This is a genomic window from Klebsiella sp. GW_Kp182, assembly GCF_040062275.1.
Taxonomy (GTDB): domain Bacteria; phylum Pseudomonadota; class Gammaproteobacteria; order Enterobacterales; family Enterobacteriaceae; genus Klebsiella; species Klebsiella michiganensis.
Map to the genome: position 1 here is coordinate 1 of NZ_JBEAFQ010000005.1, position 22,835 is coordinate 22,835.

Sequence of the window (22,835 nt, forward strand, 5' to 3'; positions counted from 1 at the left end):
AGTGCAACGCGGCTTTCGCTCACCGTTGCGAGGTGGCGTATATTACGCTTTCCTCTTTCAGAGTCAACCCGTTATTTCAGAATTTTTTCTCTTCAACCGACCGGGTTGTTTGTGAAGTGATTCACATCTGCCGTGTCAGTGGGAGCGCATTATAGGGAGTTATTCGGCGGTGACAAGCGGTAAAATGCAATTTTATTTCAACCGCTCACCTTTTATACATAACGCTTATTTTTGCTGCTTTTTGATAGCATCCGGCAGGTCTGCCAGGCTATTAAGTACCCAATCAGCGGCACTTTCGGCTTCTGGGGTCACCGGCTTGCCGGTGCGCACTAATACTTTCGTGCCGACATTGGCCGCCAGAGCTGCCTGCATATCTTCGACTTTATCGCCAACCATAAAGGAAGCCGCCATATCAATATGCAGATAGTCGCGCGCCGAAATCAGCATACCCGGATGCGGCTTGCGGCAGTCGCAGGTCTGGCGAAACTCTTCAACGGTTCCCTGCGGGTGGTGCGGACAATAATAGATACCATCCAGATCAACGCCGCGATCGGCCAGCGACCAGTCCATCCACTCCGTCAGCGTTTCAAACTGCTCTTCAGTAAACTTACCGCGGGCGATACCGGACTGGTTGGTCACCAGCACCAGCGCGTAGCCCATCTCCTTTAATTGACGCATTGCGTCAATGACGCCATCGATAAATTCAAAGTTGTCGATTTCATGGACATAGCCGTGATCGACATTAATCGTGCCATCACGGTCAAGAAAAATTGCGGGTACTGACATTGCCACCGGTTTGCTCCTGATAAAGGCTAATGCGCGTAGTATCGCATGTTTCCGGACGCAAGAAAGTGCTCATTATACAGAGTCAGATTGATTTAGACGTCTGGATGCCTTAACATCCATTTCATTGACAGGCATCGCCTGGACACGGCAGAAGAAAATGCCACGGCAAACGGCTAAACGATAATAAATAACTGATGATTAAACTTTCGAATATTACCAAAGTGTTCCAGCAGGGAAATCGCAGCATACAGGCGCTGAACGATGTCAGCCTGCATGTCCCCGCCGGGCAAATTTATGGCGTCATCGGCGCTTCCGGCGCGGGTAAAAGTACGTTAATCCGCTGCGTTAACCTGCTCGAACGTCCAACGCAGGGCAGCGTACAGGTGGGTGGCCAGGAACTAACGGCGCTGTCAGAAAAAGAGCTCACTCGCGCTCGTCGCCAGATTGGCATGATCTTCCAGCACTTTAACCTGCTTGCCTCACGCACGGTATTCGGCAACGTGGCGTTGCCTCTGGAGCTGGATAATACGCCGAAAGATGAAATCAAGCGCCGGGTGACCGAGCTGCTCGATCTCGTCGGTCTGGGGGACAAACACGATAGCTATCCGGCAAATCTCTCCGGCGGTCAAAAACAGCGCGTGGCCATCGCCCGTGCGCTGGCGAGCAATCCAAAAGTCCTGCTCTGCGACGAAGCCACCAGCGCTCTGGACCCGGCCACTACGCGTTCGATTCTGGAACTGCTGAAAGATATCAACCGTCGCCTGGGCCTGACGATTTTGCTGATTACCCATGAAATGGATGTCGTCAAACGCATCTGCGATTGCGTTGCCGTTATCAGCAACGGCCAGCTGATTGAACAGGATACGGTGAGTGAGGTCTTCTCTCATCCCAAAACCCCGCTGGCGCAACAGTTTATCCAGTCAACGCTGCACCTTGATATCCCGGATGATTATCAGGCCCGCCTTAAACCTGAAGCGCTTCCCGATAGCGTGCCCATGCTGCGCATGGAGTTCACGGGTCACTCCGTTGATGCCCCGCTTCTTTCTGAGACTGCCCGTCGTTTTAATGTGAATAACAACATTATTAGCGCGCAGATGGATTACGCGGGCGGCGTGAAGTTCGGCATTATGCTCACTGAGATGCACGGCACGCAGGAAGATACCCAGGCCGCAATCGCCTGGCTACAGGAACACCATGTAAAAGTAGAGGTACTGGGATATGTCTGAACCAATGATTTGGCTGCTGGTTCGCGGCGTATGGGAAACGCTGGCCATGACGTTTGTCTCCGGCTTCTTCGGTTTTGTTCTCGGCCTGCCGGTCGGCGTGCTGCTGTACGTCACCCGTCCGGGGCAAATTGTCGCTAATGCGAAGCTCTACCGCACGCTTTCGGCGGTGGTGAATATTTTCCGCTCGATTCCTTTTATTATCCTGCTGGTGTGGATGATCCCATTCACTCGCGTGATTGTTGGCACGTCGATTGGCCTGCAGGCGGCTATCGTTCCGCTGACGGTCGGCGCCGCGCCGTTTATCGCCCGTATGGTGGAAAACGCCCTGCTGGAGATCCCCACCGGCCTTATCGAAGCATCCCGCGCCATGGGCGCAACGCCGATGCAGATCGTGCGTAAGGTTCTGCTGCCGGAAGCGCTGCCGGGTCTGGTGAATGCGGCAACCATCACGCTCATTACGCTGGTCGGCTATTCCGCGATGGGCGGCGCCGTGGGTGCCGGTGGTCTCGGGCAGATTGGGTATCAGTACGGTTATATCGGCTACAATGCAACGGTAATGAATACCGTACTGGTGCTGCTGGTTATTCTGGTGTACTTAATCCAATTCTCTGGCGATCGTATCGTCCGGGCTGTGACTCACAAATAACATTACACACAATACAGAATCTTACAGGAAGGAAATAACATGGCCTTTAATTTCAAAACCTTTGCGGCAGTCGGCGCGTTAATCGGTTCTCTGGCTCTGGTGGGTTGCGGTCAGGACGAAAAAGATCCTAACCATATTAAAGTCGGCGTTATCGTCGGTGCGGAGCAGCAGGTTGCGGAAGTCGCGCAGAAAGTAGCAAAAGAAAAATACGGCCTTGATGTCGAACTGGTGACCTTCAACGACTACGTTCTGCCGAACGAAGCGCTGAGCAAAGGTGATATCGACGTTAACGCCTTCCAGCATAAACCGTATCTTGACCAGCAAATCAAAGACCGCGGCTACAAGCTGGTTTCCGTAGGTAACTCTTTTGTTTACCCGATTGCGGGTTATTCGAAAAAAATCAAATCGCTGGACGAACTGCAGCCGGGCTCTCAGGTTGCGATTCCTAACGATCCCACCAACCTTGGCCGCTCTCTGCTGCTGCTGCAACAGGTTGGTCTGATCAAACTGAAAGAAGGCGTTGGTCTGCTGCCAACCTCTCTGGACATTATTGAAAACCCGAAAAACCTGAAAATTGTTGAGCTGGAAGCCCCGCAGCTGCCGCGCTCTCTGGATGATGCGCAAATCGCTCTGGCGGTTATCAATACCACCTATGCCAGCCAGATTGGCTTAACGCCGGCAAAAGACGGTATTTTCGTGGAAGGTAAAGAGTCTCCGTACGTGAACCTGATTGTCGCTCGCGAAGACAACAAAGATGCGGAAAATGTTAAGAAATTTGTTCAGGCCTATCAGAGTGACGAAGTTTACGAAGCGGCTAACAAAATCTTTAACGGCGGTGCGGTGAAAGGCTGGTAATCTTTTCTCAGCGTAATATCATTCAGGACGGGCTTTATGCCCGTCTTGTCATTTATGCAAGCACCTGATTCAATAGCGCCCTGTTTTATTATTTATTGAGGAAATACTATGCGTGCTTTACCGGTCTGTTTGTTAGCACTCATGTTAAGCGGTTGTTCTATGCTAAGCAGATCTCCCGTCGAGCCTGTACAAAGCACCGTAACCCCGCCTGCCAAATCGGAACCGGCAAAACCGAAAGCGACGCGTCCGGCCCCGGTAAGAATCTATACCGATGCAACAGAATTGGTGGGTAAACCTTTCCGCGAACTCGGCGAAGTCACCGGTGAATCATGCCAGGCCTCGAATCAAGACTCTCCGCCCAATATCCCGACGGCGCGCAAGCGCATGCAGATTAACGCTGCAAAAATGAAAGCCAATGCCGTGCTGCTGCACCGCTGCGAAGTGACCAGCGGAACTCCGGGCTGCTACCGCCAGGCCGTCTGCCTTGGTTCAGCGCTTAACGTTACGGCGCAATGAGTGATTTTCAGTTTGCGCAGATAGGCGTTATTCGCTCGCCCTATAAAGAAAAATTTGCCGTCCCCCGCCAGCCAGGGCTGGTTAAAAACGGCGGCGGCGAATTACATCTTCTGCCCCCCTATAACCAGGCCGATGCCGTACGTGGCCTGGAAAACTTCAGCCATCTGTGGATCCTGTTTGTGTTTCATCAGACCATGGAAGGCGGCTGGCGCCCGACCGTGCGCCCTCCCCGCCTCGGCGGTAATGCGCGGATGGGCGTTTTCGCCACCCGTTCCACCTTTCGTCCTAATCCAATCGGTATGTCGCTGGTCGAGCTGAAAGGTATTCGCTGCCAGAAAGAACACGTCGTTCTGGAACTCGGTAGTCTGGACCTGGTGGATGGTACGCCGGTCGTGGATATCAAACCTTACCTGCCCTTTGCCGAAGCGCTGCCGGAAGCCAGCGCGAGCTACGCGCAGCAGGCACCGCAGGCGGAAGTGGCGGTGAGCTTCACGCCAGAAACCGAAGCCCGGCTTTTAGAACTGGAAAAGCGCTATCCCCGACTTAAGGTGTTTATTAGCGAAGTTCTGGCACAAGATCCGCGCCCGGCATATCGTAAAGAAGAAGACCCGGGAAAGACCTACGCCGTCTGGCTGCTGGATTTTAACGTGCGCTGGCGGGTGATTTCGTCCGGTTTTGAAGTCTTTTCTCTCGAACCACGCTAATTTTATTTTCCTCTCTTTTGGCATCTTTGCCACACTGGTAAACTAAACCACTTTTTTGTGTCAGGCTGGCTCCCAGCCTGTATCGATCGTCCAAATGGAACCGTAACAACATGCGTACTAGCCAATACCTGCTCTCCACTCTGAAGGAGACACCTGCCGACGCCGAGGTTATCAGCCATCAGCTGATGCTGCGCGCCGGGATGATCCGCAAGCTGGCCTCCGGGTTATATACCTGGCTGCCGACCGGCGTGCGCGTCCTGAAAAAAGTCGAAAACATCGTGCGTGAAGAGATGAACAACGCCGGTGCAATCGAGGTGTTAATGCCGGTAGTTCAGCCCTCTGAGCTGTGGCAAGAGAGTGGTCGTTGGGAACAGTACGGCCCGGAACTGCTGCGTATTGCTGACCGTGGCGAACGTCCGTTCGTACTCGGCCCGACTCATGAAGAAGTGATCACCGACCTGATTCGTAACGAGCTGAGCTCCTACAAACAGCTGCCGCTGAACTTCTATCAGATTCAGACCAAATTCCGTGACGAAGTGCGCCCGCGTTTCGGCGTGATGCGTTCCCGTGAATTCCTGATGAAAGATGCTTACTCTTTCCATACCTCTCAGGAATCTCTGCAGGAAACCTACGACGCGATGTACGCCGCGTACAGCAAAATCTTCAGCCGTATGGGCCTGGATTTCCGTGCGGTACAGGCTGACACCGGTTCTATCGGCGGTAGCGCCTCTCACGAATTCCAGGTGCTGGCGCAGAGCGGCGAAGATGACGTGATCTTCTCTGACTCTTCCGACTACGCGGCCAATATTGAGTTCGCCGAAGCCGTTGCGCCGAAAGAGCCGCGCGCTGCCGCCACTCAGGAAATGACGTTGGTCGATACGCCGAACGCCAAAACCATCGCCGAGCTGGTTGAGCAGTTCAATCTGCCGATTGAGAAAACGGTGAAAACCCTGCTGGTCAAAGCGGTAGAAGACAGCAAGTCTCCGCTGATTGCCCTGCTGGTTCGCGGCGATCATGAGCTGAACGAAGTTAAAGCGGAAAAACTGCCGCAGGTCGCCAGCCCGCTGACCTTCGCTTCCGAAGAAGAGATCCGCGCGCTGGTGCAGGCAGGTCCCGGTTCTCTGGGCCCGGTTAATATGCCCATTCCGGTGATTATCGACCGTACCGTTGCCGCAATGAGCGATTTCGCCGCGGGCGCTAACATCGACGGGAAACACTACTTCGGCATCAACTGGGATCGCGACGTCGCCACCCCTGAAGTGGCTGATATCCGTAACGTCGTGGCGGGTGACCCGAGCCCGGACGGTAAAGGTACGCTGCTGATTAAACGCGGTATCGAAGTGGGCCACATCTTCCAGCTGGGTACCAAATACTCTGAAGCGATGAAAGCCTCCGTACAGGGCGAAGATGGCCGTAACCAGATCCTGACGATGGGCTGCTACGGTATCGGTGTGACGCGCGTGGTGGCGGCCGCCATTGAGCAGAATTTTGACGATCGCGGGATTCTGTGGCCGGAAGCTATCGCCCCGTTCCAGGTTGCGATTCTGCCGATGAACATGCATAAATCCTACCGCGTGCAGGAGCTGGCCGAGAAGCTGTACGCAGAGCTGAGCGCGCTGGGTATCGACGTGCTGATGGACGACCGTAAAGAGCGTCCGGGCGTGATGTTCGCCGATATGGAGCTTATCGGTATTCCGCACACCATCGTGCTGGGCGACCGTAACCTCGACAACGACGATATCGAATATAAATATCGTCGCAGCGGCGAGAAGCAGCTGATTAAAACCGGCGATATCGTGAATTACCTGGTACAACAAATTAAAGGTTAACGCCAAAAGAGGCTCTGGTTTCAGAGCCTCTTTTTTACAAGGATTGTAATCATGGCTAAACAACGGGCAAATTATGTCCTGCTTTTTCCCGCATTATTTTTACTTTCGGCCTGCACGGTAGACGTCAGCCGGTCCGCGCCTTCCGCTTCCGCTATTAAGCCACCATCTCAGCAATGGGCAGTTAAACTTCAGCGCCAGAGCTCAGTGGCTAATAACACGCTGACTGAAATTAACGCACAAGACCTGCTCCCCGGCGATCTCCTTTTCTCTTCCAGCATTGGCGTGACGTCCCTGGGGATTCGTGCTTTTAGCGCATCCTCCGTTAGCCATGTCGCTATCTATATCGGTGATAACCAGGTTGCAGAGGCAACCGGCGCTGGGGTGCAAATTATTCCGCTCCAGCAAGCGATGCAGCACAGCGATAAGCTGTTTGCCCTAAGAGCGCCTGACCTCACGCCGCAACAGGCCGCCGGCATTAAAAATTTCGCCTATAAAAACAGAAACAGCGGCTATAACTATCGCGGCATCATTGAATTTGTGCCCTTTATGGTAACCAAACGGCTCTGCTCCCTGAATCCCTTTTCGAAAGATTTCCGCCAGCAGTGCGTGAATGGCCTGGCCAAAGCGCAGCTTAGCGATGCCGTTTCCGGAGACAAAAAAATGTGGTTTTGTTCTGAGTTTGTCAGCGATGCCTTCGCGAAGGCCGGACACCCGCTGACCCTGGCTCAACCGGGCTGGATTAGCCCATCAGACCTGCTTCATATGCGTGAGGGGGACGTGGCAAACTTTAAGCCCGAAACACAATTGCAGTATATCGGGCATCTTAAATTGGGAATTTATATCAAGACAAGCCGTCTCGTAGGACTCAATTAACTAACGAGAATTGCAGTCTTCTTTTTGATAAAACTTGCCTGGTGAATCCACCGCCAGAACTTTAACCGGCGCTCCCGAATCCGGGTTCGCTTCCAGCGTAAAGTGCCCCTCGACCACCAGCAGCACCGGGCGAGTATCCGTTCCGCGCGCCGCGGCATAATCACGCTCGAGCTGCGCGTTATTCGCGACTGCCACTCGCTTGCCGGTTGCGCAATCGGTAAAGGTCGCGGCATCCGCCATATAGAAGTACATTCCGTGCATCGCCATTGGCGTGATAGGCAGGCTGGCTTTGACTGACTCAAGCGTATAGTTCAGCGTAGACTCGAGGGGATTACCGTCGCGATCGAGCATTTCCAGCTTGTCGCCCTTCGCCCGATAGTAAGACTTCTCGCCTTTGCTGTCGGTCAGCACCAGCTTATCGGCCGTGCGCGCCCAGGTGCCATAGGAAGCAAAGGAGGAAGGCTCGCGACTGACGCCCTGATACCGCTCGTTCATCACCCAGGTGCCGTCTTTCTCAAGAAAGAGCGAAGTTTCGATACCTTCGCAGTCGGCGCACGGCAGCACGCCGCGCCAGCTCTGCTGCATCGGCTTTAGTTCTTCCATCGGCGCCGGTTGTAGCGTGTCCATCTCCGCGCGATGGTTACAGCCGAATAGGGCAAAAAGCGAGCACGCCGCCACGACTGAAAATACGATTTTCTTCACTGTAAATTCCTTATTATCCATTCCACCGGTTCGCCATGCCTTTAATGACGAACTTTCCCACGCAGCGCCTTAACTGAGGATTTTTGCGCCTTTGAGGCAAGCCGGCGCTCTTTTGACGCTCTGGTCGGTCGCGTCTCCCGGCGGTGCTTCTGCACTGCGGTTAATTCTTGTATTAAGGCAACCAGACGCGCAATCGCCGCTTCGCGATTCATCTCCTGGCTGCGATATTCCTGAGCCTTAATGATAACCACACCCTCGGCAGAAATTAAGTGATGGCTGGAGGTAAGCAGACGTTCCTTATAATACTCGGGCAGGCTCGATGCCTTAATATCAAAGCGCAAATGGATAGCCGTCGATGCTTTATTGACATGCTGACCGCCCGCCCCTTGGGCGCGTATCCCGGAAAGTGAGACCTCGTCATCCGCAATCGCCACGCTGCGGCTAATCGTAATCATGCGGATGTTTGCCAGGCCGTTAAATGAATTTCCAGATTATTCTTAGCGTCAGATAACCAGATAGCGCCATCCTGGATAGTCGCCTGTAGCGACATTGTCCGATCGGCAAAAGCACTGAGCTGCGCCAGCTGAGTATCATCTAAATACCATACGGTTAGCTTTGAAAACTGTGCCATTTTGCTTTTATTTTGCTGCCACCAGATTTCTGCCGCCCGGCTATTATAGGCAAACAGCGCCACCTCTTGCGCCCGCGAACAGGCTTTTTTAATCCGCCGTTCGTCCGGCAGCCCCAGTTCGATCCACAGATCAACGCCCAGATGATCGTTTAGCAGCCAGAGTTCAGCTTCATCATCGGAAGACAAACCGCGGGTAAACTGCAGACGCTCGTCGGCGTATTTCATCCACGCCAGCAGGCGCAGCATCATGCGCTCCTGGGTTTCTGACGGATGCTGGGCAAGCGTCAAACTGGCATCCAGAAACTGGTTGCGGTCCAGGTCGGCCACGTTCACCGTCGCTTTATAAATCGTCGCTTTCAGCGCCATGAGGAAACTCCTGATAAAAATGGCGTTCATTGTAGCGAAACTGGCGGCAAAAGGCTGTCAGCAATCGCAGGATCCCCTTTCATCCTGCTGATATTGCTTAAATGACTATGGTATAGTCACCTTGCTAAACAGAGTTTATCTTCGTAGGCTTAAACTTACATCCCACGGTTAAGTCAGAACGCTGACAGGAGGGCATGTGGACAAATATTGTGAGTTAATACGCAAGCGGTATGCGGAAATAGCCAGCGGGGACCTTGGGTATATCCCGGATGCGCTAGGTTGCGTGTTGAAAGTATTGAATGAGGTTGCGGCGGATCAGGCCCTTGCTGAGTCAGTCAGGGAAAAGGCCGCATATGCGGCGGCAAACTTACTGGTGAGCGATTATGTCAATGAATGATACTTATCAACCCATCAATTGCGATGATTATGACAACCTCGAACTTGCCTGTCAGCACCATCTGGTCCTGGCGCTGGAGCTCAAAGATGGCGAACAGCTGCAAGCGAAGGCCAACGATCTTATCTCGCGCAAAAATATCGAGTATCTCGTCGTAGAGCTCGCCGGTGACGTCCGCGAACTGCGCCTGGATAAAATCGCCAGCTTCAGCCATCCGGAAATCGGTACGGTAGTGGTCAGCGAGTCCTGAAGCAAAACGGGTGGCTCAGCCGCCCGTTTTCATCCACATCATCTGCACGCCTTCACCTTCCTGAACTTTCCCATCGACGGTAATAAACAGACCATCGGCTGCGGCGATAAGCGTTTCGCCGTAAAACAGCAGCGGCGTGGTATCGCGCCGCCAGGGCGCAACGTTGAGCTCCTGCCAGATTTTCTTCAGCTTGCGGCCGCCCTGGCGACCGACGATATGCAGATTACCGCTGGCGCGAAAACGAATAGTGACCGCTTCATCCTGGCGCGGGCCGCGTAACGGGCCGCCGGACAGGAGCTTCAGTTCGCCAAGGCCGTCGGGTAACGGCAGCGGTCTGGCAATATCGCGCCACGCCAGCACCGTCTCGCTCTGTCCGGGGAGATATTTCACCCAGTGCAGCCGTTGCTGATAACGACGAACGGCGAATTGGCCAAGGCGCAGGCAGGGATACGCATCCTCGCGCGCCATCGCCACTTCACGCCAGATACGCTCCGGCATCTCGCGCGAAGGCATCGGCGCATTGAGCCCAGCCAGCCAGCGGCGCAGCAGCGCGGCCCGACGCGGGGCGCTCATGGCCGCCAACGGTTCGATAGTCAACGCGCCATCCTCCGCCACCAGCGTTGCCAACTCCGCCGCGAGCATTTCATCCAGCAGCTGTTCCTGCTCGCCGCACAGGCTGGCGCTGCGCGCTACGGCCTCGGCGAAGTGCGGCCAGCGAGCGTTAAGCAGCGGAACAATTCGCAGGCGGAGAAAATTGCGATCGTAGGCGTCGTCCTGGTTACTTTCGTCTTCAATCCAGCTGAGCTGATGGGCTATCGCCCACCGGTGCAGGGAGTCGCGGCTTTCGTTAAGCAGCGGACGCAGCAGTTTCGTCCCGGCAAAATCGGACTCGCCGGCCATCGCCGAAAGCCCGGTAGGGCCGCTCCCCCGCTTAAGCGCCAACAGAAAGGTTTCACACTGGTCGTCAAGATGCTGTGCCGTCACCAGCGCTTCGCCGGGTAATAGCGCCGAACGGAAAGCCTGATAGCGCGCCTGACGCGCGTGGGCCTCAATCCCCAGCCCCTCATCGGCGAGCGCCACCCGTTCAACCAAAAGCGGTACCTGCCACTGCTGGCATATTTGTCGGCAGTGCGCCACCCAATCGTCGGCGTTCGCGCTGAGGCCGTGGTGAATATGCATCGCCCGCAGCTGAACGGTAGGATCCTGTTCGCGCCAGCAAACCAGGCGATACAGGAGCACGCTCGAATCCAGCCCGCCGCTAAAGGCCACTAAAAAATGGCGGTGCGGCTGTAGCCTTTGCGCCATGTCTGGGATCATCATCATGAGAGTACTAACTGAGGAAAGCGTGTCCGGCACGTTACCCGGCAGAACACGCTCTGACAAGAATTACTGCTGATAAATCTCCAGCGGTAGCCCGTCCGGATCGTTAAAAAAGGTGAATCGTTTACCGGTGAAGGGGTCGATACGAACGCCTTCACAGGCCACGCCGTGGGCCTCAAGATGCGCAACGGCGGCATCGACATCATCAACGCTAAACGCCAGATGGCGCAGCCCGCAGGCTTCGGGGCGGCTCGGACGCGCAGGAGGAAACGGGAATGAAAAGAGTTCAATGACATATTCGCCATTCAGCGCCAGATCGCCCTTCCATGAATCACGCTCCTGGCGATAGAACTCGCCCTGCAGGGTGAACCCCAGAATGTCGCAGTAGAAGGCTTTACTCTTCGCATAATCCGTCGCAATGATGGCGATATGGTGAACCCGTTTTAAATCCAGCATGGTACAACTCCTCCAGTTGAAGCCAACAACGTTACTCGTTCAGTTCGTGAGTGCGCAAGCGCTTAGTCATTTTTTAAGACTCGAACCCAGTACACGCCGTCTTCATCGCGTTTCGCGCCGTGGATATCGGTTTCGAAACCCGGATAGTGGCGGCCGATGGAGCACAGCATCAGCAGGAAATTGAGCACCGCGCGGCTCTCCTCGGCGATCATCTCGCCGGGCATCAGCAGCGGCACGCCGGGCGGGTACGGTAGGATCATATTCGCTGAAATACGCCCGACCAGATTCTCCAGTTCAATGGTTTCCACTTCGCCTTTAATCTGCCGCTGCCAGGCCTGATGCGGCGTCATTTTCATCTCCGGCAGGACGTCGAAAGCGCTAAGCATCAGCTGCGAAAGCTGGTGCTGGCGAATCAGACGATGAATACCCTGGGCCAGATCCTGAATACGCATGTTGCGGTAAAAATCCGGATCTTCGGCGTACAGATCCGGCAGCATGTTTTTCACCCGTAAATTGAGATCGTAAGCGCGTTTGAACTCGGTCAATCCGCGCAGCAGCCCCATCGCCCGGGTTTTATCTATACCGATACTGAACAGGAACAGCAGGTTGTACGGCCCAGTTTTTTCTACCACCACGCCGCGCTCATCAAGGAACTTCGCCACCAGCGCGGCCGGAATGCCTTCGCTATCCATGTTGCCCTGCTCGTCCATACCGGGCGTCAGAATGGTGACTTTCACCGGATCGAGGAACATATGGTCGTCATCGGCGTCCTGAAAGCCATGCCACCTTTCTCCGGGTGAAACCGGCCAGCACTGCGCTTCCCCCACCTCTTCCGGCTGCCAGATATCAAAAAACCAGCCGTCAGACTCTTCGCGCAACCGCTGCACCTCTTTTCGAAAATCCAGCGCCCGCTCAATCGAACGCTGAATCAGTCGTCTGCCGGAGTTACCGCGCAGCATGGCGGCAGCCGTCTCAATGGAGGCAACGATCGGGTAGCTCGGGGAGGTCGAGGTGTGCATCATAAAGGCTTCATTGAAGGTATCTTCATCATAGCTGCCTTTAATATGAATCAGCGAAGCCTGCGATAGCGCGGCCAGCATTTTATGCGTCGACTGCGTTTCAAAGATCACTTTCCCCGCAATGCGATCGCCGCTCATCCCGCTTTTGCCCTGATAGATCGGATGAAAATGGGTATAGGGCACCCAGGCGGAATCAAAGTGGATTGACGGTACGTCGAGGGTCTCTTTGATCCAGGTGGTGTTATACAGCAGTCCGTCATAGGTGGAGTTGGTGATCACCGCATGCACAGGCCACCCGGCGCCGCCTGTCGCATTAACCTTTTGCTGAATACTGTCGCGGGTAAATTCGCGCTTGGGTATGCCGCCGAGGATCCCTAGCGCATTGCGCGTCGGCTTTAGCCACAGCGGCACCACGTCGCTCATCATCAGTAAATGAGCCAACGATTTATGGCAGTTGCGATCGATAAGCAGGGTGCTGCCCGCCGGAGCGGAATACATACCGACAATCTTATTCGACGTCGAGGTTCCGTTGGTCACCATATAGCTCTGTTCGGCGCCGAATGCGCGGGCAATATACTCTTCCGCCTCCAGATGCGGACCGCTATGATCGAGCAGCGATCCCAGCTCCGTCACGGAAATAGAGACGTCGGCCTTTAGGGTATTCCCGCCAAAGAAATCATAAAACAGACAGCCCACCGGACTTTTTTGATATGCCGAGCCGCCCATATGCCCGGGGGTACAGAAAGTATATTTCCCCTCCTGCACATAGTTGAACAAGGCTTTGGTAAACGGCGGGGTTATGTTGTCGAGGTATTCGCGGGTGTATTGACCGATGCGGGTAGCGATCTCTTCCGCCAGCCCCAGCGCGTATTCAAAGAACCATAGCGTCATGCGCAGGTCCTGGCTGCTGACGTCCATCGTCGAGTGGGCGTTGATAAATGCGTACAGCGGCAGATATTCATTTAAGCAATTAATATCGCTGCACAGATCAACGCTGTATTCATCCCAGTCAAAAATAACCCCGCAGATCCGCGGATTATGCTCGATAAATTGCAAAAGATCGGCGCTATTTTGCGGCCAGATGGTCTGGAAACCTTGCCGTTGCAGGGCGGCCTCCAGTTCTTTGATCGGTTCGTCTTTATAATAGACGCCGTGGGGACCCATGATCGCAATGATATTCACGCTTTCCTCCTGAATTTACCTAAGGAAAGCATCATATCACCCCGCCAGCGCTAAGCACTGGCGGATTTATCTCTATTACAGCGCTTTCCACGCATCGCCCCAGGCAATGCCTGCGCCGGGCTCATAGTAGGTCGGCGCCACGTTGCACCACGCCCCTTCAGGTAGCGGTTTACACTGATACAGCGCGCCGTGGTTATTAACGATATCACCCGCTTTCCAGGTCTGGGTACTGCTCCAGGAAGGATAGCTGATGGTGTCGCTGTCTTTGCCATCGGTCGTTTCATCCGCAGCAGCAGCTTTAGCCTTCACGTTCAGGGTGTACGTTGCCGTGCTGGACAAGGTCCCGTCGCTTACCGTCAGGCTCACCACATATTGCGCATCGCGATCTTTTTCCGGAGCGGTAAAGGTGATAACGGCTTTATCCTGTCCGCTGATAGTCTGGCCGTCCTGCGACATCCAGGTATAGGTGAGCTTATCGCCATTCGCATCGGTAGAGCCCTCCGCGCTCAGGGAAACCCTGGCGCCCGCTTCGATAGCGCCAATCGGACCGGCGATACGCGCAACCGGCGCCACGTTAGTTTCCTGCGCAGGCGTGGTATCGTCAGGCGTTGCCGGGGTGGTATCCTCGGCCTGGCCGGTATCGTCGATGATATTGACGTTGAAGTGGCTCTGGACGCACTTCGCATAGTCACCTTGTTTAAAGGCGCTATACGGCATCTGGTAGCCCACCAGCTGGCAGGCGTTAGTCTTGCCGTCAGCGGTGTCCGGGCTCCATCCCCAATCCTCTTCCCAGTAAATCGGTCACGCGCCCGCGCCGCCTTCATCGAACTGCTTCATATTCTTACAGCCGAGAACTTCATCATCAGCAATCGGCACTTTCAGGTAGTTTGCGAACTCTTTGTAGTAGGCAATACGGTTCAGAGACTGCGCGTTCTCTTCCGCCCCGCCGCACTCGACGCCGCCGTTGATAATTTGAATGGTGACCCCAAAGCCTTCAACCAGGCCATTCGCTTTATCATGATCGTTTGGTACCCAGGTTCCGTCGATGACGTGTAGCATAGAGGGCTTCGGCGGCTGCGGGTAAACGAAGAAGAACACCGCGCTCGCCAGGTTCATCCAGGTATCCGCCACCCGCTCCGGTTTATCCAGCAGAGGACGAACGTCGCCATCGTACATGGCATCGGAGAACGGGCCGTAGTTGTAGTTATAGGAGAGCTGTTTTGCACCGCGGCCAAAGTAGCTCAGGTAGTCGCCGTCTTTATCTTTACCGCAGGGCCAGGTCTGCCCCTGCCAGATATCCGGGTTACACTCCCCGTTGTAGCCGCCTTTCTGACCTTCAACCCAGCCCACTTCACGGAGATAAACCAGCGCCTGGCGCCACTCGGGAATATCGCGCCAGCTTTCGTGGCCGCCGGTTTCCTGAGCAAAGTGGGCAAACATGGTTGCCAGAGATTTACGGCATATGGCATCGCTATCGCGTCCGTCGGTATAGGTCCCGCAAACCGCAGGGAATTTACCAATAGCTTTCAGAAAGTTAGAGTAGGTATATTCTGCCGCGCGCATCGGGAACAGATATTCCCAATCCTTTTCGGACAGAATGCTTTCCACGCGCTTCACGTTTGCCGGGTTGGTCGCCAGACCCGGCTCGATTTTTTCAACTTCGCTGTTCGGCAGCGTTTGAATCGATGATTTTACCGATGTCATGAGCGGAAAGTCGGTTAAGGCTTTTTCTTTCGCGGCCAGGTCACTCGCCTTGATGGTTGTCGCTTCCGTTGCGCCAAGCAACGGTGTGGCCTGTGCGGCCCCCAGGCTTAACATGATCCCTGCGGCCACGGCGCTTAATGCGACGGTTTTGTGCAATGCCATAGTATTTCTCCTTTATCCTTGTTAACGGCCTGCCGGGTCGCAATCCCTGGCAGTTGCTGCACTTTTAGGGGAGATCGGCATCATCGGCTAATCACATTAGCTCTTATTCATCTCATCTCGTCTCAGTAAACAACACATAAAAAAAGGGCCGGAAAATCCGGCCCTTAGGGATAAAAAATGAGTCAGATAATCAGGCGTAGCCGTAGCTCATCAGACGCTGATAGCGACGGTTCAGCAGATCTTCTTCGCTCAGAACATCGAGGTCAGCCAGATCGGCCAGCAGCTGCGCTTTCAGAGAGGCGGCCATGACTTCCGGATTACGATGCGCGCCGCCCAGCGGCTCAGGAATGATGGAGTCAATCAGCTTCAGCTCTTTCAGACGCGGGGCAACAATCCCCATCGCTTCGGCGGCCAGCGGCGCTTTATCGGCGCTTTTCCACAAAATGGAGGCACAGCCTTCCGGGGAGATAACGGAATAGGTGCTGTACTGCAGCATATTCACTTTATCGCCCACGCCGATTGCCAGCGCGCCGCCGGAACCACCTTCACCGATAACGGTGCAGATAACCGGGACGCTCAGACGCGACATTTCACGCAGGTTGCGGGCAATCGCTTCAGACTGGCCGCGCTCTTCCGCACCGACGCCCGGATAGGCGCCCGGGGTGTCGATAAAGGTGATGATCGGCATTTTAAAGCGTTCGGCCATTTCCATCAGGCGCAGCGCCTTACGATAGCCTTCCGGCGCCGGCATACCGAAGTTGCGGCGAATTTTCTCTTTGGTTTCGCGCCCTTTCTGGTGGCCGATAATCATTACCGGACGCCCGTCCAGACGCGCAATCCCGCCGACGATAGCTTTATCGTCAGCATAGGCACGGTCACCGGCCAGTTCGTCGAATTCGTCGAAAGCCAGGCGGACATAATCCAGGGTGTACGGGCGACGTGGATGGCGCGCCAGCTGCGCAACCTGCCATGCACCAAGATCGGCGAAGATCTTGCGCGTCAGCTCTACGCTCTTTTCACGCAGGCGATGCACTTCTTCATCGATATTAATATCCAGTTTCTCATCCTGGCGGCTAACCGCAGTCAGAGAATCGATTTTCGCTTCCAGCTCTGCAATCGGCTGTTCAAAATCAAGGAAATTCAGACTCATAGTATTCCTGTATTAGTCAAACTCCAGTTCCACCTGCTCCGAGCCGATAAGGCCACGCAGATCGTTAAGTAAACGATCGCTCGGAGAGACGCGCCATGTTGCGCCAAAACGCAACCGCGCGCGTGCATCCGCCCTCTGATAATAGAGGTGTACTGGAATAGTTCCCGAACGGTGGGGTTCCAGAGACTGACGGAGTCGGTTTAAAAGCTGGTCATCAATTTGCCTGTCCGTCAGCGAGATAGCAAGCCCGCGAGCATATTTTTCCCGGGCTTCGTCAATGTCCATGACTTCACGAGCGGTCATTTTAAGCCCCCCGCTGAAGTCATCAAAGCTGACCTGTCCGCTGACGATAAGTATGCGGTCTTTTTCCAGCAGCTGCTGGTATTTATCCAGGGCGTCGGTGAACAACATCACCTCCAGACGCCCGGAACGGTCATCCAGCGTGCAGATGCCGATACGATTGCCGCGCTTGGTGACCATGACCCGCGCGGCAATAACGAGCCCGGCCGCCGTGGTCACTTTACCACGATCGGTCGGATGCATGTCTTTGAGTCGTACGCCGCCTACGTAGCGCTCGATCTCTTTCAAGTACTGGTTAATCGGATGCCCGGTCAGATACAGCCCCAGGGTCTCCCTTTCGCCATCCAGCACGACCTGTTCCGGCCACGGCTGGCAGCTGGCGTAGGACTGTTCGATTTGCTCCGGCTCTTCCGCCAGTACGCCGAACATGTCCGCCTGACCGATAGCTTCGGCTTTGGCGTGCTGATCGGCGGCTTTTAGCGCATCGCCCAGTGAATTCATTAACGCCGCGCGATGCGGCCCGAGGCGGTCGAAGGCCCCGGACATAATCAGTTTTTCCAGCACCCGACGGTTGAGCTTTTTAATATCCGTACGCGCGCAGAGATCGAACAGTTCGCGGAAATAGCCGCCCTGATTACGGGCTTCAATGATCGCTTCTATCGGACCTTCGCCGACGCCTTTGATGGCGCCGATACCATAAACGATTTCGCCATCGTCGTTAACGTGAAAATGGTACAGGCCGGAGTTAATATCCGGCGGCAGGATTTTCAGCCCCATCCGCCAGCACTCATCCACCAGGCCGACAACCTTCTCGGTGTTATCCATATCCGCGGTCATTACCGCCGCCATAAATTCAGCCGGATAGTGCGCCTTCAGCCACAGCGTCTGATAGGACACTAAAGCATAAGCGGCAGAGTGCGATTTGTTAAATCCATAACCGGCGAACTTCTCTACCAGGTCAAAGATTTTAATCGCCAGTTCGCCGTCAACGCCGCGCTTTCTCGCCCCTTCTTCAAAGGTGCCGCGCTGCTTGGCCATCTCTTCCGGCTTTTTCTTACCCATCGCACGACGCAGCATATCCGCGCCGCCGAGGGTATAGCCGGAAAGCTCCTGGGCAATCTGCATGACCTGTTCCTGGTACAGGATAATGCCATAGGTTGGCTCCAGTACCGGTTTCAGACATTCGTGCTGCCATTGTACGTCCGGATACGATATCTCTTCGCGACCGTGCTTACGGTCGATAAAGTTATCCACCATTCCCGACTGCAGCGGCCCCGGTCGGAACAGGGCCACCAGAGCGATCATATCTTCAAAGCAGTCAGGCTGCAGACGCTTGATCAGATCCTTCATACCGCGCGATTCAAGCTGGAAGACGGCGGTGGTTTCCGAACGCTGCAGCATGTCGAAGCTTTTTTTATCGTCTAGCGGGATAGCGGCAATATCCAGCGGCCCCTCGCCGTTCTTCTCGCGGCGGGCGTTGATCATCTCCAGCGCCCAGTTAATGATGGTGAGCGTACGCAGACCGAGGAAGTCGAACTTCACCAGCCCGGCATATTCAACGTCGTTCTTATCAAACTGGGTAACCGGATGCTGGCCCGCTTCATCGCAGTACAGCGGGGCAAAATCGGTTATTTTGGTGGGCGCAATCACCACCCCGCCCGCATGTTTACCGGCGTTACGGGTGACCCCTTCAAGCTTACGCGCCATGTCGATCAGCGCTTTAACCTCTTCGTCCGCCTCGTAAATCTCCGGCAGCTGCGGCTCGGCTTCAAACGCTTTCGCCAGCGTCATCCCCGGATCGGGCGGTACCAGCTTAGAAATGCGGTCCACAAAGCCGTACGGGTGGCCCAGCACGCGGCCAACGTCGCGGATAACCGCTTTCGCTGCCATGGTGCCGAAGGTAATAATCTGCGAGACCGCATCGCGACCGTACATGTCCGCGACGTGTTCAATCACCTGGTCGCGCTTCTCCATACAGAAGTCAACGTCGAAGTCGGGCATGGAGACACGTTCCGGGTTAAGGAAACGTTCGAACAGCAGGTCGAACTCCAGCGGATCGAGGTCGGTAATTTTCAGCGCATAGGCCACCAGCGATCCGGCGCCGGAGCCACGTCCCGGCCCTACCGGCACGCCGTTATCCTTCGACCACTGGATAAACTCCATAACGATCAGGAAGTAGCCCGGGAACCCCATCTGGTTAATCACCTGCAGCTCAATATCCAGGCGTTCATCATATTCGGGACGGCGTTTAGCCCGCTCATCCGGATCGGGGAACAGGAATTCCAGACGCTCTTCCAGACCCTCTTTGGATTTCTTAACCAGATAATCTTCGGTGGTCATATCCCCCGTCGGGAACTGCGGCAGGAAGTACTCGCCAAGGCGCACGGTCACGTTACAGCGTTTGGCGATCTCCACGGTGTTTTGCAGCGCTTCGGGAATATCGGAAAAGAGCTCGCACATCTCCTCTTCGCTGCGCATATACTGCTGCGGCGAGTAGTTGCGCGGACGCTTGGGATCGTCGAGGGTAAAGCCGTCGTGGATAGCCACGCGGATTTCATGGGCGTCGAAGTCGCCCGGCTCAAGGAAGCGAACATCGTTGGTCGCCACCACCGGTAGGCCGCGGGTTTCCGCCAGTTCTACCGCTGCATGCAGGTAGGGCTCTTCATCCTGACGGCCGGTGCGAATGAGCTCAAGAAAGTAGCAATCAGGGAAATGTTGTTCATAAAAATCAACGCACTGATCCACCAGCGCCATGTTTCCGCGCAGCAGGCTACGACCCACGTCGCCCATACGCCCGCCGGAGAGCAAAATCAGCCCTTCTTTTAATTCGATCAGCCAGTCGCGGTCGATAATCGGGCCTGCCGCGCCGTAGCCGCGCTGATAGGCTCTGGAGATCAGCAGCGTCAGGTTTTGATAGCCAGTATTATTTGCCGCCAGTACCGTCAGCTGGCTCAGTTCATCGCCAAGCAGATCGCTCTGAACGTGGAAATCGGCCCCGACGATGGGTTTAATTCCGGCACCGTGCCCTGCTCCGTAGAACTTCACCAGCCCGCAGAGGTTGGTAAAATCAGTGATCGCCAGCGCAGGCATGCCGAGCGCGGCCGCCTTTTTTACCAACGGTCCGGTTTTCGCCAGACCATCGATCATGGAATAGTCGCTGTGCACCCGCAGGTGTACGAAACGTGGTTCAGCCATCTTCAGATTCCGCGTTACTTAATTGCTTGCGTGTCAGTTCAGGACGCCAGGCCCAGCGCGCGTTTCACCGGGCCAAAGCTGCGCCGGTATTGCTCGATTACGCCATGTTCCAGCAGCTTTTGCAGATGAAAAGCGGTGGGATAACCTTTATGTTGCGCAAAACCGTACTGCGGGAACTCCCGGTCCAGTACGGCCATTTCAGCATCGCGCGTCACTTTAGCCAGAATAGACGCGGCGCTGATTTCCGCCACTCGGCTGTCGCCTTTGACGACCGCCAGTGACGGCATCGGCAGCGGCGGACAGCGGTTACCATCAATAAGAACAAACTCAGGGGAAACGCGCAAACCGGCAACGGCGCGCTGCATGGCCAGCATGGTCGCGTGCAAAATATTCAGCTCATCGATTTCATGCGGCTCAGCGCGACCGAGGCTCCAGCACAGCGCTTTTTCTTTGATCTCGTCATATAGCGCAAGGCGGCGTTTTTCGCTTAGCTTTTTTGAGTCGTTAAGACCGACGATCGGCTTTGCCGGATCGAGAATAACCGCGGCGGTCACCACCGCGCCAACCAGCGGGCCGCGTCCGACTTCATCGACTCCCGCAACCAGATGGGTATGCGGATATACGAATTCCATCATTTTGCTAACTCCAGAACGGCATCCGCCGCCTGCTCATCAGCGTTGCAGCGGATCTGCTGATGCAGCGCGCGGAAGGTTTCATGCATATCGTGGCTGGTTTTTCCGTCGGCCAGCAGCGGCTTTAGCGCCTCGGCCAGCGCCTGCGGCCGGCATTCATCCTGCAGCAGTTCTTTAACCAGTTCGCGCCCGGCCAGTAAATTCGGCAACGACACATAGTCGGTCTTCACCAGCCGTTTCGCCAGCCAGAAGGTAAACGGCTTCATCCGATAGCCGACAACCATCGGACACTTAGCCAGCATACACTCCAGCGCAGCCGTGCCGGAGGCCAGCAGCGCGGCATCGCTGGCGATCATCGCATCGCGCGCCCGGCCGTCGAGCAGGTGTACGGCAAGATCCGGCGCCGTTTCCGCTTTGATGCGCTCGAACTGTTCCCGCCGCTTCGCGTTGACCAGCGGAACGACCACTTCCAGGTCGGGATAATGGTCTCGCAGGAGCTGCGCCGTTTTCAGAAAATCAGCGCTGAGCATCTCAACTTCCGCCCCGCGGCTTCCCGGCAGCAGCGCCAGGCAATGCACGTTACGATCGATCCCCAGACGGTCGCGCGCTGCGCCTTTGTCCGGGTCCAGCGGCATCGCATCCGCCATCGTGTGGCCGATAAACCGGCAGGGAACGTTGAATTTGTCATAAAACGCTTTTTCGAAAGGCAGAAATGCCAGTACCAGATCGGTGGATCTGCCAATTTTGAAAACGCGTTTTTGCCGCCATGCCCACACCGAGGGGCTAACGTAATGGATGGTTTTGATCCCCTGCTTCTTCAGATTACCTTCGAGGGTGATATTGAAGTCAGGCGCATCAATGCCGACGAATACGTCTGGCTTAAGCTCGGTCAATCGACGGGTGAGATCGGCGCGAATATGCAGCAGACGGCGCAGGCGACCCAGCACTTCCACAACGCCCATCACCGCCAGCTCTTCCATCTCATACCAGGCTTCGCAGCCTTCCGCCTGCATCAACGGCCCGGCAACGCCGACAAAGCGGGCATCAGGTATGCGGGCTTTGAGCGCGCGGATAAGACCGGCACCAAGAATATCGCCGGAGGTTTCTCCGGCGACCAGGGCAATCGTCAGGGGACGCAATTCAGCCATTAACGAATCAGGCCGCGCGTGGAGCGGGCAAAAAAGTCGGTAAAGGCCTGCACTTCGGGATACTGCGCCGCCAGCTCGGCAATTTCAGCTTTCGCTTCGTCCAGCGTTTTACCGCTGCGGTACAGCAGCTTATACGCGTTACGAATCGCAGTGATCGCCTCACGGCTGAAGCCGCGGCGTTTCAGCCCTTCGATGTTGACGCCAAACGGCGTTGCGTGGTTGCCCTGCGCAATCACGAACGGCGGAACGTCCTGCGCTACGCCGGAGCAGCCGCCCACCATCACGTGTGCGCCAATAATGCAGAACTGATGCACGGCGGTCATGCCGCCGATGATAACAAAATCATCCAGCGAAACGTGGCCCGCAAGGGTCGCGTTATTGGCCAGAATACAGCGGTCGCCCAGCGTACAATCGTGCGCCACGTGGGCGTTGATCATCAGCAGGTTATCGCTGCCCACCTTCGTTAATCCACCGCCCTGTACTGTGCCACGATGAATGGTGACGCTTTCGCGGATGCGGTTGCGATCGCCAATTTCCACGCGGGTCGGTTCGCCAGCATATTTCAGATCCTGGTTAACTTCGCCGATGGAAGCGAACTGATAGATCTCGTTATCGCGGCCAATTTTGGTATGGCCGTTGATGACAACGTGAGATTTCAGTACGGTACCTTCGCCGATTTCGACGTTAGCACCAACAATACAAAACGGGCCAACGTGGACGTTAGCGCCAATAACGGCGCCTTCTTCTACAATGGCGGAAGGATGAATAAAGGCGGTTTTATCAATCACG

At 55.4% G+C, this 22,835-nt stretch carries 21 protein-coding genes and 1 pseudogene; 9 read left to right on the forward strand and 13 right to left on the reverse strand.

Annotated features, from left to right (window positions below; translation table 11 throughout):
* Positions 1-225: 225 nt before the first annotated feature.
* On the reverse strand, positions 226-792 hold the full coding sequence (gene gmhB, locus ABLU88_RS06680) for a D-glycero-beta-D-manno-heptose 1,7-bisphosphate 7-phosphatase (protein ID WP_014837457.1): 567 nt from the start codon (positions 790-792) through the stop codon (positions 226-228).
* Between the two features lie 188 nt (positions 793-980).
* Between gmhB and metN the strand changes: the two genes are divergently transcribed.
* The 7 genes from metN to ABLU88_RS06715 all read left to right on the forward strand — a co-directional run bounded on the left by metN (position 981) and on the right by ABLU88_RS06715 (position 7,435).
* On the forward strand, positions 981-2,012 hold the full coding sequence (gene metN, locus ABLU88_RS06685) for a methionine ABC transporter ATP-binding protein MetN (protein ID WP_004098793.1): 1,032 nt from the start codon (positions 981-983) through the stop codon (positions 2,010-2,012).
* A complete protein-coding gene (locus tag ABLU88_RS06690; protein WP_004098792.1) occupies positions 2,005-2,658 on the forward strand; it encodes a methionine ABC transporter permease MetI in 654 nt (217 codons plus the stop codon). The genes metN and ABLU88_RS06690 overlap by 8 nt, the downstream gene beginning before the upstream one ends.
* Positions 2,659-2,697: 39 nt before the next feature.
* The gene (gene metQ, locus ABLU88_RS06695; RefSeq protein WP_004098791.1) at positions 2,698-3,513 is read left to right on the forward strand and encodes a methionine ABC transporter substrate-binding lipoprotein MetQ; all 816 of its coding nucleotides are present in this window, start codon (positions 2,698-2,700) and stop codon (positions 3,511-3,513) included.
* A 108-nt stretch (positions 3,514-3,621) separates the two neighbouring features.
* Complete coding sequence (gene rcsF / locus ABLU88_RS06700; protein WP_004098790.1) at positions 3,622-4,029, forward strand: Rcs stress response system protein RcsF; 408 nt, start codon at positions 3,622-3,624, stop codon at positions 4,027-4,029.
* Positions 4,026-4,733, forward strand: a complete 708-nt coding sequence (tsaA, locus tag ABLU88_RS06705; RefSeq protein ID WP_032748069.1) for a tRNA (N6-threonylcarbamoyladenosine(37)-N6)-methyltransferase TrmO — start codon at positions 4,026-4,028, stop codon at positions 4,731-4,733. Before rcsF ends, tsaA begins: the two co-directional genes overlap by 4 nt.
* A gap of 110 nt (positions 4,734-4,843) precedes the next feature.
* Positions 4,844-6,562 carry a proline--tRNA ligase gene (gene proS / locus ABLU88_RS06710; protein ID WP_348836240.1) on the forward strand — a complete coding sequence of 573 codons (1,719 nt, stop codon included), beginning with the start codon at positions 4,844-4,846 and terminating at the stop codon, positions 6,560-6,562.
* Positions 6,563-6,613: 51 nt separating this feature from the next.
* Positions 6,614-7,435 carry a YaeF family permuted papain-like enzyme gene (locus ABLU88_RS06715; RefSeq protein ID WP_163520736.1) on the forward strand — a complete coding sequence of 274 codons (822 nt, stop codon included), beginning with the start codon at positions 6,614-6,616 and terminating at the stop codon, positions 7,433-7,435.
* Here the strand turns inward: ABLU88_RS06715 and nlpE are convergent, their stop codons facing one another.
* From nlpE to ABLU88_RS06730, 3 genes are read right to left on the reverse strand one after another with little or no spacing between them, the layout of a single operon-like run.
* Positions 7,436-8,137: an envelope stress response activation lipoprotein NlpE gene (gene nlpE, locus ABLU88_RS06720; RefSeq protein ID WP_348836241.1), complete on the reverse strand. Its 702-nt coding sequence runs from the start codon at positions 8,135-8,137 to the stop codon at positions 7,436-7,438. It abuts the gene before it with no gap.
* 41 nt (positions 8,138-8,178) lie between these two features.
* A complete protein-coding gene (gene arfB / locus ABLU88_RS06725) occupies positions 8,179-8,592 on the reverse strand; it encodes an alternative ribosome rescue aminoacyl-tRNA hydrolase ArfB (protein WP_038424092.1) in 414 nt (137 codons plus the stop codon).
* Positions 8,589-9,134: a YaeQ family protein gene (locus tag ABLU88_RS06730; protein WP_004098780.1), complete on the reverse strand. Its 546-nt coding sequence runs from the start codon at positions 9,132-9,134 to the stop codon at positions 8,589-8,591. The genes arfB and ABLU88_RS06730 overlap by 4 nt, the downstream gene beginning before the upstream one ends.
* A gap of 196 nt (positions 9,135-9,330) precedes the next feature.
* Here ABLU88_RS06730 and ABLU88_RS06735 point away from each other — a divergent pair, with 196 nt between their 5' ends.
* Positions 9,331-9,531: a YaeP family protein gene (locus ABLU88_RS06735; protein WP_004098778.1), complete on the forward strand. Its 201-nt coding sequence runs from the start codon at positions 9,331-9,333 to the stop codon at positions 9,529-9,531.
* Positions 9,518-9,778, forward strand: a complete 261-nt coding sequence (gene rof / locus ABLU88_RS06740) for a Rho-binding antiterminator (protein ID WP_004098776.1) — start codon at positions 9,518-9,520, stop codon at positions 9,776-9,778. Before ABLU88_RS06735 ends, rof begins: the two co-directional genes overlap by 14 nt.
* A 15-nt stretch (positions 9,779-9,793) precedes the next feature.
* Here rof and tilS read toward each other — a convergent pair whose 3' ends face one another.
* The 9 genes and pseudogenes from tilS to lpxA all read right to left on the reverse strand — a co-directional run bounded on the left by tilS (position 9,794) and on the right by lpxA (position 22,834).
* A complete protein-coding gene (gene tilS, locus ABLU88_RS06745; protein WP_348836272.1) occupies positions 9,794-11,095 on the reverse strand; it encodes a tRNA lysidine(34) synthetase TilS in 1,302 nt (433 codons plus the stop codon).
* A gap of 69 nt (positions 11,096-11,164) precedes the next feature.
* Positions 11,165-11,554, reverse strand: a complete 390-nt coding sequence (locus ABLU88_RS06750; RefSeq protein WP_348836242.1) for a VOC family protein — start codon at positions 11,552-11,554, stop codon at positions 11,165-11,167.
* 62 nt (positions 11,555-11,616) lie between these two features.
* Entirely contained in the window at positions 11,617-13,755 is a 2,139-nt protein-coding gene (locus ABLU88_RS06755; protein ID WP_025107388.1) for a lysine decarboxylase LdcC, read from the reverse strand.
* 75 nt (positions 13,756-13,830) lie between these two features.
* Positions 13,831-15,621 (reverse strand): annotated as a pseudogene (locus ABLU88_RS06760) (glycoside hydrolase family 19 protein).
* 190 nt (positions 15,622-15,811) lie between these two features.
* Positions 15,812-16,771, reverse strand: coding sequence for an acetyl-CoA carboxylase carboxyl transferase subunit alpha (accA, locus tag ABLU88_RS06765; protein WP_004098771.1), 960 nt, complete (start codon positions 16,769-16,771; stop codon positions 15,812-15,814).
* Positions 16,772-16,783: 12 nt separating this feature from the next.
* The gene (gene dnaE / locus ABLU88_RS06770; RefSeq protein WP_009654544.1) at positions 16,784-20,266 is read right to left on the reverse strand and encodes a DNA polymerase III subunit alpha; all 3,483 of its coding nucleotides are present in this window, start codon (positions 20,264-20,266) and stop codon (positions 16,784-16,786) included.
* Positions 20,267-20,304: 38 nt separating this feature from the next.
* Positions 20,305-20,901 (reverse strand): ribonuclease HII, encoded by a 597-nt coding sequence (gene rnhB, locus ABLU88_RS06775; RefSeq protein WP_160742689.1) that lies wholly within the window; start codon positions 20,899-20,901, stop codon positions 20,305-20,307.
* The gene (gene lpxB, locus ABLU88_RS06780; protein WP_348836243.1) at positions 20,898-22,046 is read right to left on the reverse strand and encodes a lipid-A-disaccharide synthase; all 1,149 of its coding nucleotides are present in this window, start codon (positions 22,044-22,046) and stop codon (positions 20,898-20,900) included. The genes rnhB and lpxB overlap by 4 nt, the downstream gene beginning before the upstream one ends.
* The gene (lpxA, locus tag ABLU88_RS06785; RefSeq protein WP_032748064.1) at positions 22,046-22,834 is read right to left on the reverse strand and encodes an acyl-ACP--UDP-N-acetylglucosamine O-acyltransferase; all 789 of its coding nucleotides are present in this window, start codon (positions 22,832-22,834) and stop codon (positions 22,046-22,048) included. Before lpxA ends, lpxB begins: the two co-directional genes overlap by 1 nt.
* Position 22,835 lies beyond the last annotated feature (1 nt).

Coding starts and splice junctions, on each gene's coding strand:
- metN (WP_004098793.1), top strand. CDS start 981: ATGATTAAACTTTCGAATATTACCAAAGTGTTCCAGCAGGGAAATCGC.
- ABLU88_RS06690 (WP_004098792.1), top strand. CDS start 2,005: ATGTCTGAACCAATGATTTGGCTGCTGGTTCGCGGCGTATGGGAAACG.
- metQ (WP_004098791.1), top strand. CDS start 2,698: ATGGCCTTTAATTTCAAAACCTTTGCGGCAGTCGGCGCGTTAATCGGT.
- rcsF (WP_004098790.1), top strand. CDS start 3,622: ATGCGTGCTTTACCGGTCTGTTTGTTAGCACTCATGTTAAGCGGTTGT.
- tsaA (WP_032748069.1), top strand. CDS start 4,026: ATGAGTGATTTTCAGTTTGCGCAGATAGGCGTTATTCGCTCGCCCTAT.
- proS (WP_348836240.1), top strand. CDS start 4,844: ATGCGTACTAGCCAATACCTGCTCTCCACTCTGAAGGAGACACCTGCC.
- ABLU88_RS06715 (WP_163520736.1), top strand. CDS start 6,614: ATGGCTAAACAACGGGCAAATTATGTCCTGCTTTTTCCCGCATTATTT.
- arfB (WP_038424092.1), bottom strand. CDS start 8,592: ATGATTACGATTAGCCGCAGCGTGGCGATTGCGGATGACGAGGTCTCA.
- ABLU88_RS06730 (WP_004098780.1), bottom strand. CDS start 9,134: ATGGCGCTGAAAGCGACGATTTATAAAGCGACGGTGAACGTGGCCGAC.
- rof (WP_004098776.1), top strand. CDS start 9,518: ATGTCAATGAATGATACTTATCAACCCATCAATTGCGATGATTATGAC.
- tilS (WP_348836272.1), bottom strand. CDS start 11,095: ATGATCCCAGACATGGCGCAAAGGCTACAGCCGCACCGCCATTTTTTA.
- ABLU88_RS06750 (WP_348836242.1), bottom strand. CDS start 11,554: ATGCTGGATTTAAAACGGGTTCACCATATCGCCATCATTGCGACGGAT.
- accA (WP_004098771.1), bottom strand. CDS start 16,771: ATGAGTCTGAATTTCCTTGATTTTGAACAGCCGATTGCAGAGCTGGAA.
- dnaE (WP_009654544.1), bottom strand. CDS start 20,266: ATGGCTGAACCACGTTTCGTACACCTGCGGGTGCACAGCGACTATTCC.
- rnhB (WP_160742689.1), bottom strand. CDS start 20,901: ATGATGGAATTCGTATATCCGCATACCCATCTGGTTGCGGGAGTCGAT.
- lpxB (WP_348836243.1), bottom strand. CDS start 22,046: ATGGCTGAATTGCGTCCCCTGACGATTGCCCTGGTCGCCGGAGAAACC.